The organism is Pseudomonas sp. UBA6315 (genome assembly GCF_002438125.1).
Classification (GTDB): Bacteria; Pseudomonadota; Gammaproteobacteria; order Pseudomonadales; family Pseudomonadaceae; genus Aquipseudomonas; species Aquipseudomonas faucium.
Genome location: NZ_DJTF01000067.1, coordinates 1 through 14,715 on the forward strand (window position 1 = coordinate 1; position 14,715 = coordinate 14,715).

Annotated in this window: 16 protein-coding genes; 6 read left to right on the forward strand and 10 right to left on the reverse strand. The window is 65.1% G+C overall.

Annotated features, from left to right (window positions below; all coding sequences use genetic code 11):
* Positions 1-266: 266 nt before the first annotated feature.
* Positions 267-1,163, forward strand: a complete 897-nt coding sequence (locus B3E94_RS08360; RefSeq protein ID WP_286913058.1) for a formate/nitrite transporter family protein — start codon at positions 267-269, stop codon at positions 1,161-1,163.
* Positions 1,164-1,166: 3 nt separating this feature from the next.
* Here B3E94_RS08360 and B3E94_RS08365 read toward each other — a convergent pair whose 3' ends face one another.
* The gene (locus B3E94_RS08365) at positions 1,167-2,261 is read right to left on the reverse strand and encodes an MBL fold metallo-hydrolase (RefSeq protein WP_286913059.1); all 1,095 of its coding nucleotides are present in this window, start codon (positions 2,259-2,261) and stop codon (positions 1,167-1,169) included.
* 127 nt (positions 2,262-2,388) lie between these two features.
* Here B3E94_RS08365 and B3E94_RS08370 point away from each other — a divergent pair, with 127 nt between their 5' ends.
* Positions 2,389-3,465, forward strand: coding sequence for a diguanylate cyclase (locus B3E94_RS08370; protein ID WP_286913061.1), 1,077 nt, complete (start codon positions 2,389-2,391; stop codon positions 3,463-3,465).
* Positions 3,466-3,520: 55 nt separating this feature from the next.
* A complete protein-coding gene (locus B3E94_RS08375) occupies positions 3,521-6,118 on the forward strand; it encodes a bifunctional diguanylate cyclase/phosphodiesterase (RefSeq protein ID WP_286913063.1) in 2,598 nt (865 codons plus the stop codon).
* 9 nt (positions 6,119-6,127) lie between these two features.
* Here the strand turns inward: B3E94_RS08375 and B3E94_RS08380 are convergent, their stop codons facing one another.
* Positions 6,128-6,448 carry a DUF2025 family protein gene (locus tag B3E94_RS08380; protein WP_176511541.1) on the reverse strand — a complete coding sequence of 107 codons (321 nt, stop codon included), beginning with the start codon at positions 6,446-6,448 and terminating at the stop codon, positions 6,128-6,130.
* A 182-nt stretch (positions 6,449-6,630) separates the two neighbouring features.
* On the opposite strand from B3E94_RS08380, the gene B3E94_RS08385 reads away from it, so the two are divergent.
* On the forward strand, positions 6,631-7,857 hold the full coding sequence (locus B3E94_RS08385) for a GAF domain-containing sensor histidine kinase (RefSeq protein ID WP_286913064.1): 1,227 nt from the start codon (positions 6,631-6,633) through the stop codon (positions 7,855-7,857).
* Here B3E94_RS08385 and B3E94_RS08390 read toward each other — a convergent pair.
* Positions 7,796-8,713, reverse strand: a complete 918-nt coding sequence (locus tag B3E94_RS08390; protein ID WP_286913065.1) for a LysR family transcriptional regulator — start codon at positions 8,711-8,713, stop codon at positions 7,796-7,798. The two genes, B3E94_RS08385 and B3E94_RS08390, sit on opposite strands and share 62 nt — an antisense overlap.
* Before the next feature lie 112 nt (positions 8,714-8,825).
* On the opposite strand from B3E94_RS08390, the gene B3E94_RS08395 reads away from it, so the two are divergent.
* The gene (locus B3E94_RS08395; protein WP_286913067.1) at positions 8,826-9,584 is read left to right on the forward strand and encodes an SDR family NAD(P)-dependent oxidoreductase; all 759 of its coding nucleotides are present in this window, start codon (positions 8,826-8,828) and stop codon (positions 9,582-9,584) included.
* Positions 9,585-9,617: 33 nt separating this feature from the next.
* Here the strand turns inward: B3E94_RS08395 and B3E94_RS08400 are convergent, their stop codons facing one another.
* From B3E94_RS08400 to B3E94_RS08430, 7 genes are all read right to left on the reverse strand, one after another.
* Complete coding sequence (locus tag B3E94_RS08400) at positions 9,618-10,487, reverse strand: HlyD family secretion protein (protein WP_236235111.1); 870 nt, start codon at positions 10,485-10,487, stop codon at positions 9,618-9,620.
* A gap of 11 nt (positions 10,488-10,498) precedes the next feature.
* Positions 10,499-10,705 carry a DUF1656 domain-containing protein gene (locus tag B3E94_RS08405; RefSeq protein WP_176511536.1) on the reverse strand — a complete coding sequence of 69 codons (207 nt, stop codon included), beginning with the start codon at positions 10,703-10,705 and terminating at the stop codon, positions 10,499-10,501.
* Entirely contained in the window at positions 10,692-12,680 is a 1,989-nt protein-coding gene (locus B3E94_RS08410; RefSeq protein WP_286913068.1) for an FUSC family protein, read from the reverse strand. The genes B3E94_RS08405 and B3E94_RS08410 overlap by 14 nt, the downstream gene beginning before the upstream one ends.
* A 185-nt stretch (positions 12,681-12,865) precedes the next feature.
* Positions 12,866-12,982: a cytochrome c oxidase subunit CcoM gene (gene ccoM, locus B3E94_RS08415; RefSeq protein ID WP_008097462.1), complete on the reverse strand. Its 117-nt coding sequence runs from the start codon at positions 12,980-12,982 to the stop codon at positions 12,866-12,868.
* A 138-nt stretch (positions 12,983-13,120) separates the two neighbouring features.
* Complete coding sequence (locus tag B3E94_RS08420) at positions 13,121-13,282, reverse strand: hypothetical protein (RefSeq protein ID WP_008097464.1); 162 nt, start codon at positions 13,280-13,282, stop codon at positions 13,121-13,123.
* A 67-nt stretch (positions 13,283-13,349) separates the two neighbouring features.
* Entirely contained in the window at positions 13,350-13,679 is a 330-nt protein-coding gene (locus B3E94_RS08425) for an aspartate-semialdehyde dehydrogenase (RefSeq protein WP_176511534.1), read from the reverse strand.
* Positions 13,680-13,787: 108 nt separating this feature from the next.
* A complete protein-coding gene (locus B3E94_RS08430) occupies positions 13,788-14,483 on the reverse strand; it encodes a M949_RS01915 family surface polysaccharide biosynthesis protein (RefSeq protein WP_286913069.1) in 696 nt (231 codons plus the stop codon).
* Between the two features lie 132 nt (positions 14,484-14,615).
* Between B3E94_RS08430 and B3E94_RS25525 the strand changes: the two genes are divergently transcribed.
* Positions 14,616-14,715: hypothetical protein (locus B3E94_RS25525; RefSeq protein WP_414708140.1), on the forward strand; the 100-nt coding region annotated here is incomplete at its 3' end.

Sequence of the window (14,715 nt, forward strand, 5' to 3'; positions counted from 1 at the left end):
CGCGCATTCTACGCTTTCCTCATTTGCTGTCAAGCGTTTGCTTTGAAGTTTTTTTGAAGCGACTTTCTTTCAAAAGCCTTTCACCTCAACAACTTACCGCTTGCCTCGTTGCGTTCAACGCTGCGAGGAGGCGAATAATACGCGCTTTGAAATCAGAGTCAACACCTTGATCTGAAAAAACTTTCGATCTTCATTTACTGCCCCTCTGGCAACTAAATGCACCCGTCATCGCTCTCTAGAGAAATACCCCGTGGAGCTTAACGGCCATGAGCGATGCGCAAAGCGACAAGACCCCCGGCCTGTCGGCGGACGAGGAGCAGGAAGTCAGCCATAACCAGCCCCCGCGGGCAGCGGTGCTGCACGAGATCATCCGCACCCAGGGCGACCAGGAACTGGAGCGCACCTTGGCAGCGCTGTGGTGGTCGGCGCTGGCAGCGGGCCTGACCATGGGCCTTTCTTTCATGGCCATGGGGCTCCTGTATTCCCGCCTGCCAGATGGCGAAAGCGCACAGGTGATCGCCAGCCTGGGCTACAGCGCCGGGTTTCTCGCCGTGATCCTGGCGCGCCAGCAACTGTTTACCGAAAACACCCTGACAGCCGTGCTGCCGGTCATGACCACCCCCACCCTCGCCAACCTTGGCCGCCTGCTAAGGCTGTGGGGCGTGGTGCTGCTGGGTAACCTGGCAGGCACGTTGCTGGTCGCCTGGGTGATGCTCGAGCTGCCGATCTTCGACAGCAAGACCGACGTCGCCTTCCTCGAAGTCGGCCGCAAGGTGATGAAGAACGACCTCAGCCAGATGTTCGCCAAGGGCATCGTCTCGGGCTGGATGATCGCCACCATGGTCTGGATGATCCCCTCCATGGAGAAGGCCAAGATCTGGATCATCCTGATGATCACCTACCTCATGGCGCTCGGCGACTTCACCCACATCGTCGTCGGTTCGGTGGAAGTGTCCTATCTGGTGTGGGCCGGCGAGCAGACCTGGCAGAGCTTCTGGCTGCATTTCGCGTTGCCGACCCTGGCCGGCAACATCATCGGTGGCAGCTTCATCTTCGCCTTGATCAGCCACGCCCAGGTACGTAGCGACAGCGGCAAGCCGCCCTCGCAGCTATTAAAGGATGAAAAACCCCCATCACCCGCCCCGGACAAAACCCGCAAGTGACCCTCACTGGCCTGCCAGCGCGCGCTCAGGCCCCCTGCCCCGCTCGCGCGCCGGCCGCGGTTGCCACCAGTTCTGCCCTTCATGGGGCGAGTCGAGACTTACCCGCTCGCCCATCTGCGGCGTACTCAGGCGTACCTGCGCCGCGCCGGCCAGGGCGACGATGCGCTCGAATGGCTCCTGCCAGCCGTGCAACGACAAATCGAAGGTGCCGTTGTGAATCGGCAGCATCCAGCGCCCGCGCAGATCCAGGTGCGCCTGCAAGCTCTGCTCCGGCTGCATGTGCACATTGGGCCAGGCCAGGTTGTAGGCACCGGTTTCGACCAGGGTCAGGTCGAACGGCCCGAAGCGCTCGCCGATCTGCCGAAAGCCGTCGAAGTAGCCGGTGTCGCCGCTGAAGAACACGCGCAACTGATCATCGATCACAACCCAGGACGCCCACAGGGTCCGGTTGCTGTCGAACAACCCGCGCCCGGAGAAGTGCTGGGCCGGCGTGGCGATGAAACGCACCCCTTCCACTTCTGTTTCCTGCCACCAGTCCAGCTGCGTGACCTTGCTCGCCGGCACGCCCCATTCGATCAGCAGATCACCCACCCCCAGCGGTGCCAGAAAGCGCTCGCTGCGTGATGCCAACTGGCGAATGGCCTGTTCGTCAAGGTGATCGAAATGATCGTGGGAGAGGATCACCGCCGTTAGCGCAGGCAGCTCCGCCAATGGCAGTGGCGGCGCATGGAAGCGCAGCGGCCCCGCCCACTGCACCGGCGAGGCGCGTTCGGCGAACACCGGGTCGGTGATGAAGAAGCGCCCGCGCAACTTGAGCAATACTGTTGAATGGCCCAACCGCCACAGGCTGTGGTCGGGTGCGTCGAGCACCTGCTGGCGGGTCATCGGCTGCACGCTGATCGCCGTCGCCGGCCGGGTTTCCGGCGGTTTGCGCAGGAACAGGTATTTAAGGCCGATGCGCAGCTTTTTAAGCACGCCATCCTGGGGCAGGCTGGCCTGGTTGTGAAAACGTCCGTCCCGCTGCGGCGCCGACTCGCCGGCGGGGTTAGCCATGGGCATCATGAGCAGCAGCACTCCAAGCAAGAGGAAAGCCTTCATGTTACTCCACAGTGGTCGCACTAACCGTGAATTGGCTTGTAAGGTCATTTTTCGACGATGAAACACTGTTCAACAATATTCACGCGACTTATGCGATAAACGGCGCTTCAACAGAAGAACGAAAACCATGAAGGACAACCGTAGCGGCAAGGGACTTTCTTTCGTCAGGCGCATCTACCTGCCGCGCATCGTCGGCCTGGGCATCGGCCTGTTCAGCGTGGCCGCCGCCATCGCGCCGCTGTCGCCGCCCCCGTGGGCCTGGGTGCTACTGCTGTTCAACGGCCTGCTGTGGCCGCATGTGGCCTATCAGTGGGCGGCACGCTCCACGACGCCTTACCAGGCAGAGCAGCGCAACCTGCTGCTGGACTCGCTGATGGGCGGCTTCTGGACCGCGGCCATGCACTTCAACCCGCTGCCCACGGTCACCGTGCTGTCGATGATGACCATGAACAACGTAGCCGCCGGGGGCAAACGGATGGTCGTGCGCGGCGCCTTGGCGCAACTTGCGGGCATGCTGCTGGCCAGCGCGCTGCTGGGCACCGGCCTGCAATTGACCACCTCGCCGCTGCAGGTCTACGCCTGCCTGCCGATGCTGACCCTCTATCCGCTGGCCCTGGGCTGGGTCTGCTACCGCCTGGCGATCAAGCTCGCCGAGCACAAGCGCCGCCTCAGCGCCCTGAGCCTGACCGACAGCCTCACCGGCCTGCTCAACCACGGCGCCTGGAAAGACGCGCTGCTGTTGCAGTTCCAGACCTGCCAGCAGCAACAGCAGCCCGCCGTGATCGCCCTGATCGACATCGACCACTTCAAGACCATCAACGACACCTTCGGCCACGTGGTCGGCGACTGTGTGCTGCGCCAGTTGAGCGATGAACTCAAGCGCAACCTGCGCGAGAGCGACCTGGCCGGGCGCTACGGCGGCGATGAGTTCTGCGTGATCCTCCCGGGCGCCAGCGAAGCCCAGGCCTGCCAGGCCATGGAACGCCTGCGCCAGCAGGTGGCCAGCTACCGCAACCCGCAGCTTCCGCACCTGAAGATCAGCCTGAGTATCGGCCTGTCGGCCTTCCAGGCAGGCCTGCCATGCCCCGAACGCTGGCTGGAGCTGGCCGACCAGGCGCTCTACAGCGCCAAGCGTCAGGGCCGCGACCAGGTCAATTTCGCCACCGGCGAAGGCACGCCGCTCAGGCTCGCCTATCCTGACTGAACCCCTCGCCGATTGACCGACGCGGGGCGGCAGCTCAAGAAGGAGTCGCTCGCGTATGGCCAGGATCGCCGACGTCACGCCCACCAGCCCCACCCCCCGTGTTCAGGTCCGGCGCCTGATCGCAGGCTTTTGTGCGGTCTTCGGCCTCGCCTGCCTGGTAACCCTCGGTGCCCTGTTCAACATCGCCGCCACCCTCGACAACCAGGAGCAGGCACGCAGTGCCTTCCACGCCTCCCAGGCGCTGCAGCAACGCCTGCAGGCCTCACGCCAGTTCCTCTCCAGCTACGCCGTGTGGGACAGCGCCTACCAACACCTGACGCCCCAGGTGGATTGGCAGTGGGCCTACGAGCAGAAGAACATCGGCGAGTCGCTGTACAGCGCCAGCGGCTACGAAGGCGTGTTCGTGGTGGACGACCAGCGCACCAGCTACGCGCTGTTCAAGGGCAAGCCCACCCAGGCCCCGGCCGGCAGTTTTGTCGACAGCCCCCTCCCGGCGATCATTGCCCAGGCCCGTGCTGCGGCCAGCGCACGCGAGCAGGTCACCCACTTCGTGCTGTTCAATGGCTGGCCGGCAGTGCTCAGCGCCGCCGCCGTGCGCCCTGACCGGGAAGTGACCGATGCCGAAGTGAGCCAGGCGCCGGTGATGCTGTTCGTCGACCAGCTCACCGAAGAAAAGCTCGGCCAACTGGGTGCCGGCGCAGGCCTTGCGCACATGCATATCGAAAAGAACCGCGGCAACCCCGGCGAACATCAGATCGCCCTGGGCGACAGCGGCTACCACCTGGCCTGGACCAGCCCCCTGCCCGGCCGGCAACTGCTCTGGGCGGTGCTGCCGCCATTGCTCGGCGCATTGCTGGTACTGGGCCTGGTGATGCTCTACCTGTTCCGCCATGCCCTGCACAGCTCGCGGGCCATCGACCTGAGCCTGGAGCGCCTGCAACAGAGCAACCATGCACTGGAAGCCAGCGAGCAGCGTTTTCGCGCCGTGGCCGAGGCCGCTTCCGACTGGATCTGGGAAACCGACCGGCAGCAGCGGCTGACTTATCTGTCGCAGCGTTTCGTCAAGGTGACCGGCGACCCGGTGGAGGTCTGGCTCGGGCAACCGCTCAACCAACTGCTCAGTTGCGACACCACGCCCCTGTCACCCTGGCTGGACGCCCAGGTCGAGGCCGACTCGGAACAACCGGCCAACCTGCGCTGTGCCTACCGTGACCACAATGGCCAGAGCCGTTTTTGCCGGATCTCGGCACGGGCGATCGTGTACGACGGCAAGCTGGCAGGCTTTCGTGGCACCGCCAGCGACATCACCGACGAAGTGGCAGCCCACGCACGTATCCAGCACCTGTCGCTGCACGACCCGCTGACGGGCCTTGCCAACCGCAACAAGCTCGCCCGGCACCTGGAGCAGGCGTTATTGCGCGGTAGCGACTCGGCACCCTTGACCTTGCTACTGCTCGACCTCGACAACTTCAAGCCGATCAACGATTCCCTTGGGCATCCCGCCGGTGATGCAGTGCTGCAGGAGGTGGCCGCGCGCCTGCGCGACACCACCCGCGATGTCGACCTGGTCGCACGCCTGGGTGGCGACGAGTTCGTGCTGGTGCTGGCAGGCGTGGACAACCGCCACGAGGTCGATCGGCTGTGCCAGCGGCTGATCGAGCTGCTGCGACAACCCATCCCTTTCGAGGACCAAGCGCTGCACGTGGGCGCCAGCATCGGCATCGCCCAGACCCGCACCCAGGGTTTTGATGCCGGCGAGCTGATACGCTGCGCCGATATCGCCCTGTACCAGGCCAAGGCCGACGGCAAGAATACCTGGCGCTACTTTGCCGCCGAGATGAACCAGCAGATCCAGTACCGCCGGCAACTGGAAAACGACTTGCGCCGGGCCCTGCGCAACAACGAGTTCGTCCTTCATTACCAACCGCGCTACCGCCTGGGCGACCTGCGCATCGTCTCGGTCGAAGCCCTGCTGCGCTGGCAGCATCCGCAGGAAGGCCTGCTTGGCCCGGACACCTTCATCGCGCTGGCCGAACAGAGCGAGCTGATCGTCAGCCTCGGCCGCTGGGTGCTGCGCGAGGCCTGCCGCAATGCCCAGGGCTGGCCCGGGCAGCTGCTGGTCTCGGTAAACCTGTCGCCGGCACAGTTCCTGCGCAGCGATGTGGTGGCCGATGTGCGCGACATTCTCGTGGAAACCGGCTTCCCCGCCCAACGCCTGGAGCTGGAGATCACCGAAAACGTGATGCTCAACGACATCGAAGGCGCGCTGGCGACCATGCAGGCACTCAAGGAGCTGGGCGTGCGCCTGAACATGGATGATTTCGGCACCGGCTATTCATCGCTCGGTTACCTGCGCACCTACCCGTTCGACAGCATCAAGATCGACAAACGCTTCATTGCCGGGCTGAGCAACGCCGGCAGCAGCGACCGGGCGGTGGTGCAGGCGATCATCAACCTGGGCGAAGCCATGGGCTTGACGGTAACCGCCGAAGGGGTCGAGACCGAACAGCAGTTGCGCGCGCTGGAAGGTGACCGCTGCCATGAAGTGCAGGGCTATTACCTGAGCCGGCCGCTGGACAAGGCAGGCTTCGAGCAGTTGCTGGAGCAATTGCCCACATCGCCTGCCGATGCCAGTGCAAGCCGGCGCAGTTGAACCCGGCATTCAACGCAGCGCGCGGTCCGCGACGATTTCCGGCAAGTCACTGCGACGCAGGTAGACGCGCAGCGGCTCGGCGATGTTCAGGCGGTCGTCCACATGCTGCTGCAACAGCAACCCCAGCCGCTCGCGGCACAAGGCCATGCGCTGGCCCTGTTGCGGCCGCCAGACGAATTCGCTGCACGGGGTGATGCTGTCATCCGCCACGTCCATGCCGAACGCGTCCTCGGAAAACCGCACGATGTGGACCCCGCGCTTGCCATGAAAACCGACGAAGCCCTTGAGCTGGTCGGCGGCGCTGCAGATGTCCAGGGAAGTGATGGCCATGACGTAACCTCGCAATAAAGACGGAAGTGACGCACGCCAGGCGGGCAGCGGTTGCCTCTGCTGGGCAACGCGCTCGCCCAGCCTAGCGCAGGTGGCCGTTGTTTCGCCAAGGTTTTTCGTCATCTGCCGGCAGGCCCGCTAGAATGAATGCTGCCCCTCCGTCGCCAATACCGGGACCGTTCATGACAGACGCCATCAGCGCCGATATCAGCGCCGATATCGCTACCATCGCCCGCATCAACGCGGTGCCCGCCATTCTCCAGGTCATCTGTGAAACCACCGGCATGCGTTTTGCCGCCGTGGCACGGGTTACCGAAAACCACTGGGTCGCCTGTGCCGTGCTCGACACCCTGGATTTCGGCCTGGATGCCGGCGGCGAACTCGACGTGGCCACCACGCTGTGCCATGAGATCCGCAGCACCCACCAGACCATCGTGATCGACAAGGCCAGCGAGGACAAACAGTACTGCGGCCACCACACCCCCAAGCTGTATCGCTTCGAAAGCTACATTTCAGTGCCGGTGTTCCGCACCGATGGCAGCTTTTTCGGCACCATCTGTGCGCTCGACCCTAACCCGGCGGCGCTCAAGGGCAGCGCCATCCAGCCGATGATGGAGTCGTTCGCCCGCCTGCTGGCGATCCAGATCGAGAGCGAGGAAAACGCCCAGCGCACCGAGCGGGCGCTGCTTCAGGAACGGGCCATGGCCGAACTGCGCGAGCAGTTCATTGCCGTGCTCGGCCACGACCTGCGCAACCCGCTGTTCGCCATCACCGCGGGGGCCGAACTGCTGGCCCAGCGCCTGGAAGACGAGAAGAACCGCGTCATCGCCCAGCACATCCACACCTGCGGCCGGCGTGCCTCGCAGCTGGTGCGTGACGTGCTGGACTTCGCCCGTGGCCGGCTCGGCACCGGCATCCCGCTGAACCAGCAGCCCTGCCCTGACCTGGCCGAAGGCCTCAGGCATGTGGCCTCGGAGCTGCAAGGGGTGCATCCGCTGCGCCAGATCGTGCTCGACATCGGCGTGCTCGGCGACCTGCGTTGCGACCGCGAGCGGGTCACCCAGCTGCTGTCCAACCTCATTGCCAATGCCCTGGTGCATGGCGACCCGCACGGGCCGGTGACGGTCAAGGCCGCCATCGCCGACGATGAGTTCGTGCTCAGCGTGCACAACCGAGGGCGCCCGATTGCCGCGCAAACCCTGAGCCAGCTGTTCCAGCCCTTCACCCGGCCATTGGCCGACGAGCCGCAGCAAGGCCTGGGGCTGGGCCTGTACATCGCCAACCAGATTGCCCTTTCCCATGGCGGGCGCATGGAGGTGGTGTCCGACGCCCTGCAAGGCACCTTGTTCAGCTTCCACCTGCCGCTGGGTCGACCTGAGTTGCAAGCAATCCCGCCAGCCAGTTCATGAAGGCCTGCACCCGGCGCGGCACATGCCGTTGCCGGGCATACAGCAACGACACCGGCATGGCCTCGGCCTGCCAGGCTGGCAGCACCGCCACCAGTTCACCCCGCAGCAGGTGCTCCGCCACCCCCACCGCCGGCACCTGGATCAACCCCAGCCCCGCCAGGCAGGCCGCCGAATAGGCCTCGGCATTGTTCACCGTTACCCCGCCCGCCATGGCCTGGTTGTGCACCTGGCCTGCGTGCTGGTATTCAAAACCTGCACTGCGCCCGCCGAGGTTGCGCACGTAGTGCACCAGGCGGTGCCCGGCCAGGTCCTCGAGGCGCTGCGGCACGCCATGGCGGGCCAGGTAGGCGGGGCTGGCGCAATTGCACATGCTCAACTGGCCGATCGGCCGCGCCACCACGTCCAGGTCGCTGAGCGCGCCGATGCGCATCACACAGTCGAAACCTTCGCGCAGCAAGTCGACCTGGCGGTCGGTGCAACTGATCTCCACTTCCAGGCGCGGGAAGCGCTCCAGAAAGTGCGGCAAGGCCGGGATGATGATGCGCCGCGCCATCATGGTCGGCATGTCGACCCGCAGGCAGCCGGCAAGCTCGGCATCGTCGGCGCGGAACAGGTTCTCGATCTCGTCCATGCCCGACAACAGGTCCTTGCTGCGCTCGTACAGCAACGCGCCATCCTGGGTTGCCTGCACGCGCCGCGTGGTGCGGTTGAACAGGCGGGTGCCAAGCATCTGCTCGAGGGCCCTGACCTGCTCCGACACCGTCGAACGCGGCAGGCCCAGGCTTTCGGCCGCCAAGGTGAAACTGCTCACTTCACTCACCCGGACGAAGGTGCGCAACAACTCCAACTTGTTCATACCGGCTTCCGATTGTTCGGTTCATGCGAACAGTATTTCCATATTTGCTGGATTTAACAGCCCGCGCGCGACCAATAACCTGTTTTCCATCCACCCCAATGAGGAAACCGCCATGACCCGCAAGATTGCTCTGATCACCGGCGCCAGCCGCGGCCTGGGCCGCAACGCCGCCGAACACCTGGCCGCACGCGGCATCGACATCATCGGCACCTACCACAGCCAGGCCGACGAAGCCCACGCCGTGGCCGAGCGCCTGCAACAGGCCGGGGCCAAGGTTGCGATGCTGCAACTGGATGTCGGCGACAGCAGCAGCTTCGCAGCCTTCGCCGAGCGCCTGGGCGAAACCCTGCGCAGCCAGTTTGGCCGCGAGCGCTTCGACTTCCTGGTGAACAACGCGGGCATCGGCCTTAACGCGCCATTCAGCGAAACCAGCGAGGCGCAGTTCGACCAGTTGCTGAACATCCACCTCAAGGGGCCGTTCTTCCTCACCCAGCGCATGCTGGCGCTGCTGGAGGATGGCGGGCGCATCGTCAACATTTCCTCGGGCCTTGCGCGCTTTTCGTTGCCGGGCCACGCGGCCTACGCCGCCATGAAGGGCGCGATGGAGGTGCTGACCCGCTACCAGGCCAGAGAGCTCGGCGCCCGAGGCATCCGCGTCAACATTCTCGCCCCGGGGGCGATCGAGACCGATTTCAGCGGCGGCGCGGTGCGTGACAACCCGCAGCTCAATGACTACGTCGCCGGGAACACGGCCCTGGGCCGCGCCGGCCTGCCGGACGACATCGGTGCGGCAATCGCCTTGTTGCTGGAAGAAGGCAACGGCTGGATCACCGGGCAGCGGCTGGAGGTTTCCGGGGGCATGTTCCTGTGAATACCTGGGGGCCGCCGTGCGGCCCCTTGGCCCTTACGGGTCGACGATGTCTTCATGGACCTGGACGCTGGCCGTCATCCCGGCACTGAGGTTCACGCCCTGGGGGATCTCGTCCAGCTTGATCCGCACCGGGATGCGCTGCGCCAGGCGCACCCAGTTGAAGGTCGGCTCGACCTCCGGCAACAGCTGGCTGTCGGGGTTGCTGTTGCGGTCGGTGATGCCGCGGCTGATGCTCTGCACATGCCCTTGCATCGCCTCGCCCGCCCCCATCAGCCAGACCTTCACCGAGTCGCCCACGCGAATGCGCGGCAGCTTGGTCTCTTCGAAATAGGCCTGGATATAGAAGGTCGAATCATCCACCAGGGCCATCACGGCCTGGCCGGTGTTCACATAGTTGCCCTGGGCCAGGCGCAGGTTGGTGATATGCCCGTCGCGCGGGGCGCGCACTTCGCTGCGCGCCAGGTTGATTTTCGCCACCTGCAACTGGGCTTGGGCTTCATGCAGCTCGCCACGGGCGATAGCCGCGTTGATCTGGGCGTTTTCCCGCAGCTCGGCGCTGATGGCCTCCGGGCCCAGCGCCGTGCGCCGCGCCGCTTCGCGTTCGCGCAGGTGCAACTGCTGGGTGCGCGTCTCGGCCACGGCGCTGGCCTGGTCGAAGGCCGCCTGGAAGCGCTCGCGGTCGATGGTCATCAGCAGCTCGCCAGCCTTGACCTGCTGGTTGTCCTGCACCTTGAGCTCGCGCACCCAGCCGGACACATCGGGGGCGATCACCACCACATCGGCGCGCACCCGGGCATCCCGTGTCCACGGGGTGAGCATGTAGTACTGCCAGAGCTGGTAGCCGGCCAGAACGGCGATGGCGACCACGCAGAGGGTCACCAGGGTACGGACGACAGCACGCATCGAATCACTCCTTACAAAGGCCCCAGCAGGCGAACCACCAGGTACAACACACACACGAACATGGCCGCATCGAACAAGGCTTCATGCCAGATCCAGCGCGCCAGCGGGGTGGCCTGGACCACCAGGCGCAAGGCGCCGGTGAGCACCAGGGCCATCAACACGTAGATTAGAAAAGGGCTGAGCAGCACGCCGCCCAAGGCCCATTCACGCAAGCCCATGGGCTTCCTCCTGCCAGCGGCACCATTTACGCCAACTTTTCTGCAGCTGCAGCACGGCGCCTTCGGCCAGGCGCAACGGGTCACTGGACGGCTGGCGCTGCAGCGCGGCGATGAACTGCTCGCTGGCGGCATCCAGGCGCTCGCCGCGCCCGGCAGCCGGCCCCTGGGCCAGCACCGCTTGCAATTGCTCCAGATACTGCCGCTCAGCGGCGCCCAGCGGCGCCTGGGCCACCGCCAGGCACATGCGCAGGTGCACCAGCTCATCGCCGATATCCAGGCCATGCAGGCCATCGTCCCAGCGCTTGCGCTCGGCCTCGGGCAATTCGTTGGCCTGGCGGGCAAGCTGCATCAGGCGGTCGGCCATGCGCCCGCCAAACCAGGTATCGGCGCCGCGCAGGTCACGCCGGGTCAGGCGTACCAGGTCACTTTGCGTTGCGGCCCGCAGTCGGCGGCCGAGCCAGGCCGGGTGGCGAAACACCAGCAAGCGGAACGCCAGCACCGCGGCACTCACCCCCACCAGCATGGCCAAGGCGCTGTTGAGCATGCTCGCCACGCCAAACTGCATGGCATTGAGCGGCGCCACCAGGACGATGCAATGCAGGCAATAGGAAGTGGCCGTAGCGCCGGTACGCGGATGCGCCATGCCCAGCGCCCCCAGGAACAGCGGCACGCCCAGGCCCAGGCAGAGCATGGCGAAGCTGCTCCACTGCGGCAGGATGATCTGCCCGACCAGAAACGCCACCGGGATCGCCAGCACGATACCGCGCAAGAAACTCAGGCCGATCTGCGCGCCGTTTTCACGGCTGGCGAACAAGCTGCAGACCACGCACGTCAACACCAGGCCACCCGGCGCCGAAGGCCAGGCGGTGGCCAGCCAGAAGCTGCTCATGACCAGAAACGCCAGGGCACTGCGCGAGCCGAACAGCAGCGCCAGCGACCAGTCGCGGTGCGCGGCCAGGCCCTGGCCGTCCGCCTTGGGCGTGCGCCCGGCCTCGACATCGTCCAGCGCCTGGGTGGCGGCCATGGCGTAGTCGAGCAGCAAGGCCATGCGGGCCAGGCAGAAGTGCTCGGCGGAGCTGATCTGCTCGGCATGGGCGGCATCCCAGATGCGCTGGCGCAACAGCAGCAGGCTGGGTTGGTCAGGGTTGGCCAGCCCAGCACGCACTTCTTCCATCCAGGGGCCAAGGGCAATGGCTTGCTGCTCATCGAGCTGGCGCCATTGCCGGCGCACCGAGCGCGAAATGCGCAGCAACACCATCAGTTTCTGGCTCAGCCCGCGAATCGCCCTGGCCCGCTGGCGCCCGCGCGGCCCCTCGAACCAGGCATGTTCGCGCTGGGTATCGATGGCAACGATACGCCCGAGAATCTCCAGCAACCCTTTGCGTGCCTCATCCTCGCCGCCGAGCATGGCGCTGGCCGCCTGCAGGCCGTTCTGCCAGGCCTGGCGCGCCTGCACGGCAAGCTGCTGCTCGACGCGCATGGGCCAGAGCAAGGCGCTGGTGGCGGTGGCGCAGAAAATGCCCAGGCAGATTTCGGTACAGCGCGCCACGGCCTGGTCGAACACCTGCAGCGGGTGGTCGATCGCCGGCAGGGCGATGATGGCGGCGGTGTAGCCGGCCAGCACGAAGGCATAGGCCCAGGCGCTGCGCAGTTGCGTGGAAGCGGCCGTGCACAGCGCCAGCCACAGCGCCAGGGCAATCAGGAACAGCCAGGGGGTCTGGGCGAACAGGCCGATGAACACCACCGACATGAAGGTGCCGACCAACGTCCCGGCCAACCGAGCCAGGCCCTTCTGCACCACCATCCCGGACAGCGGCTGGGCGACGATGAACGCGGTCATCAAGGCCCAGGCCGGCTGCTCCAGCCCCCAGCGCATCGCCAACCACAAGGCCAGGCCGCCGCCGAGCAAGGTCTTGATGGCGAACTTGAGGGCCAGGCGGGTGGGTGCGAACAGGGCCTGTAGGGTGATTGGCACGAATCGGACCTTGCGGGGGGATGGTTGAAGTAAACGATAGACAACGCAGCGCAGGATAATGCCGAAACGATTAATTAGCTAGCTAATCATCTTTGTAGGGCGGAGGTTGGCGCAGCAAATCGCAGGCAAAAAAATAGGCGACCGAAGTCGCCCTAAATGCCTTGCGTGCTCGTGAATCGGGAAGGTCAGCGCGGCTTGCGCTTGTTCGAGTCCTTCCAGATGAAAATGCCCAGACCGGCAAAGAAGGCGAACATCAACCCGACCGTTACCACACCCGCGATAACCACATTGTCGAAGAACATGTCATGGGCCTCCTGATTCGTTTGCCGTTGTCCGATGGATGCAAGGTAACGAATGCCGGGGCGGGGGAAATTGATCGAGGTCAATGCTGCCCGGGACCGGGCAGGCGAGGCGGGCGCAGGGTTGACCTGCGTCAAGTTTCAGCGCTTCTTGGGCTTGCCCTTGGGCTTTTTCTTCTTCGCCTTGCCCAGTGGCATGGCTTGCTCGAACGCCTGGCGCACTTCGTTCAGGCGTTTTTCCTTGAGGTCGTGGACGCGCTTGGCGCGTTCGGCATCGAAGTCGATGAGGTTGTCTTGGCTCATGGGCAGGCTCGACGGTCAACAGAGACGTGCATGATGAAGCCAGGCGCCGGCCATGGCCAGCCCTGGCTCAGACTTCGATGTCGACCAGCAGCCCCTGGCGCGGGTGCTCGCCCATCAGCGGGGCCACCGGCACGGTATTGTCGGCGTTGACTTCATCACCTGGCAGCGCGCTGTAGCGCTCTTCATCGCCCTTGCTGTTGCGCCGTTGCTGGCGGCGCTGCTCGTCACGCAAAAGCAGCGCCTGCTCTTGCGGGTCGCGCTGGTGCTTGAGGTCGATGGCGCTTTCGCCGGACGAGGGCTGCGCGGGGACCACCGGCTTGATGTCAGGGGTCGGCTTGACCGGGTCCTGTTGCGAGGTCACGGGGGCGGCACTGAGCGGAATGATCGGCGGAAGCATGAATGTTCTCCTGTGCCCACTGTATCGGCCAGCCAGCCACCACCTTGAGCAGCGCCAGGCGAGAATGTGCGGCCGGTCACGGCCGCACTCTGCCTGTATGGACAGCGATTATTCGGCTTCGTCGTCCGGGTCGTCGTCGACCGGCGGGCTGGCCTCGCTCCAGGGGCGCTTGTAGACCTGCTGCCAGACGGCGTCCATGTGGTCACGCAAAACCTGCGGGGCGTTTTTCAGCGAAGCGCTGTCTTCACGCTCGCCGCCCACCGGCTCTTCGCCAGCCGGGGTGATCAGCGACTGGCCGGTGATGGTGTAGCTGGCCTGGCCTTCGCGCATCTCGATGGCGATGTCGTGGGGGTCGATGCCGCCGCCGCAGAACGAATGGCTGGCCACCGTCACTTCGGCGACGCCATCCTTGTTCAGGTCGCTGACATCACTGACGTCGGTATAGAAGTCGACATCCAGGTCCAGGCCGGAGCAGGTGGTTTCCTGCTCGATCTGCCAGCGCGCCTTGAACGCGTCGCTGGCCGCGCCGCGCCCGTACAAGGTGGCCTTGAGCACCACCTTGTCCACTTCCTGCTCGGACTCGGCATCCACCGCCTGGCCGTCGCTGCGGCTGAGCACCAGCAGGCCCTCGCCGTCGCGGTCGCGAAAATGCACGCTCTTGATCGGCGTCTGCACGCCCAGCACTTCGAGCTGCTCGACGGGAATCGGCGGCAAGGTTTCGAAATTTTTCTGATCACAGGCGCTGAGCAGCAGCACGCTGCCCAGGGCCATGGAGGCGTTCATCCAGCGGTGCTTGAGCGGCATGTGAGTACGAAGCCCTCGTCAGCAAGACGGTTTTCTGTGATGAAACAGCTAGACTGATGGTCTTTCAAGTCTATGGTCAGCCCGGCCTATCCGTTAACATAGCCGGCTTTTCATCGCGGGAGTTCAGGCAGTATGGCGCAGCAGTATCAACCGGGGCAACGCTGGATCAGCGACAGCGAAGCAGAGCTCGGCCTGGGGACCATCCTGGCACAGGATGGCCGCCTGTTGACCG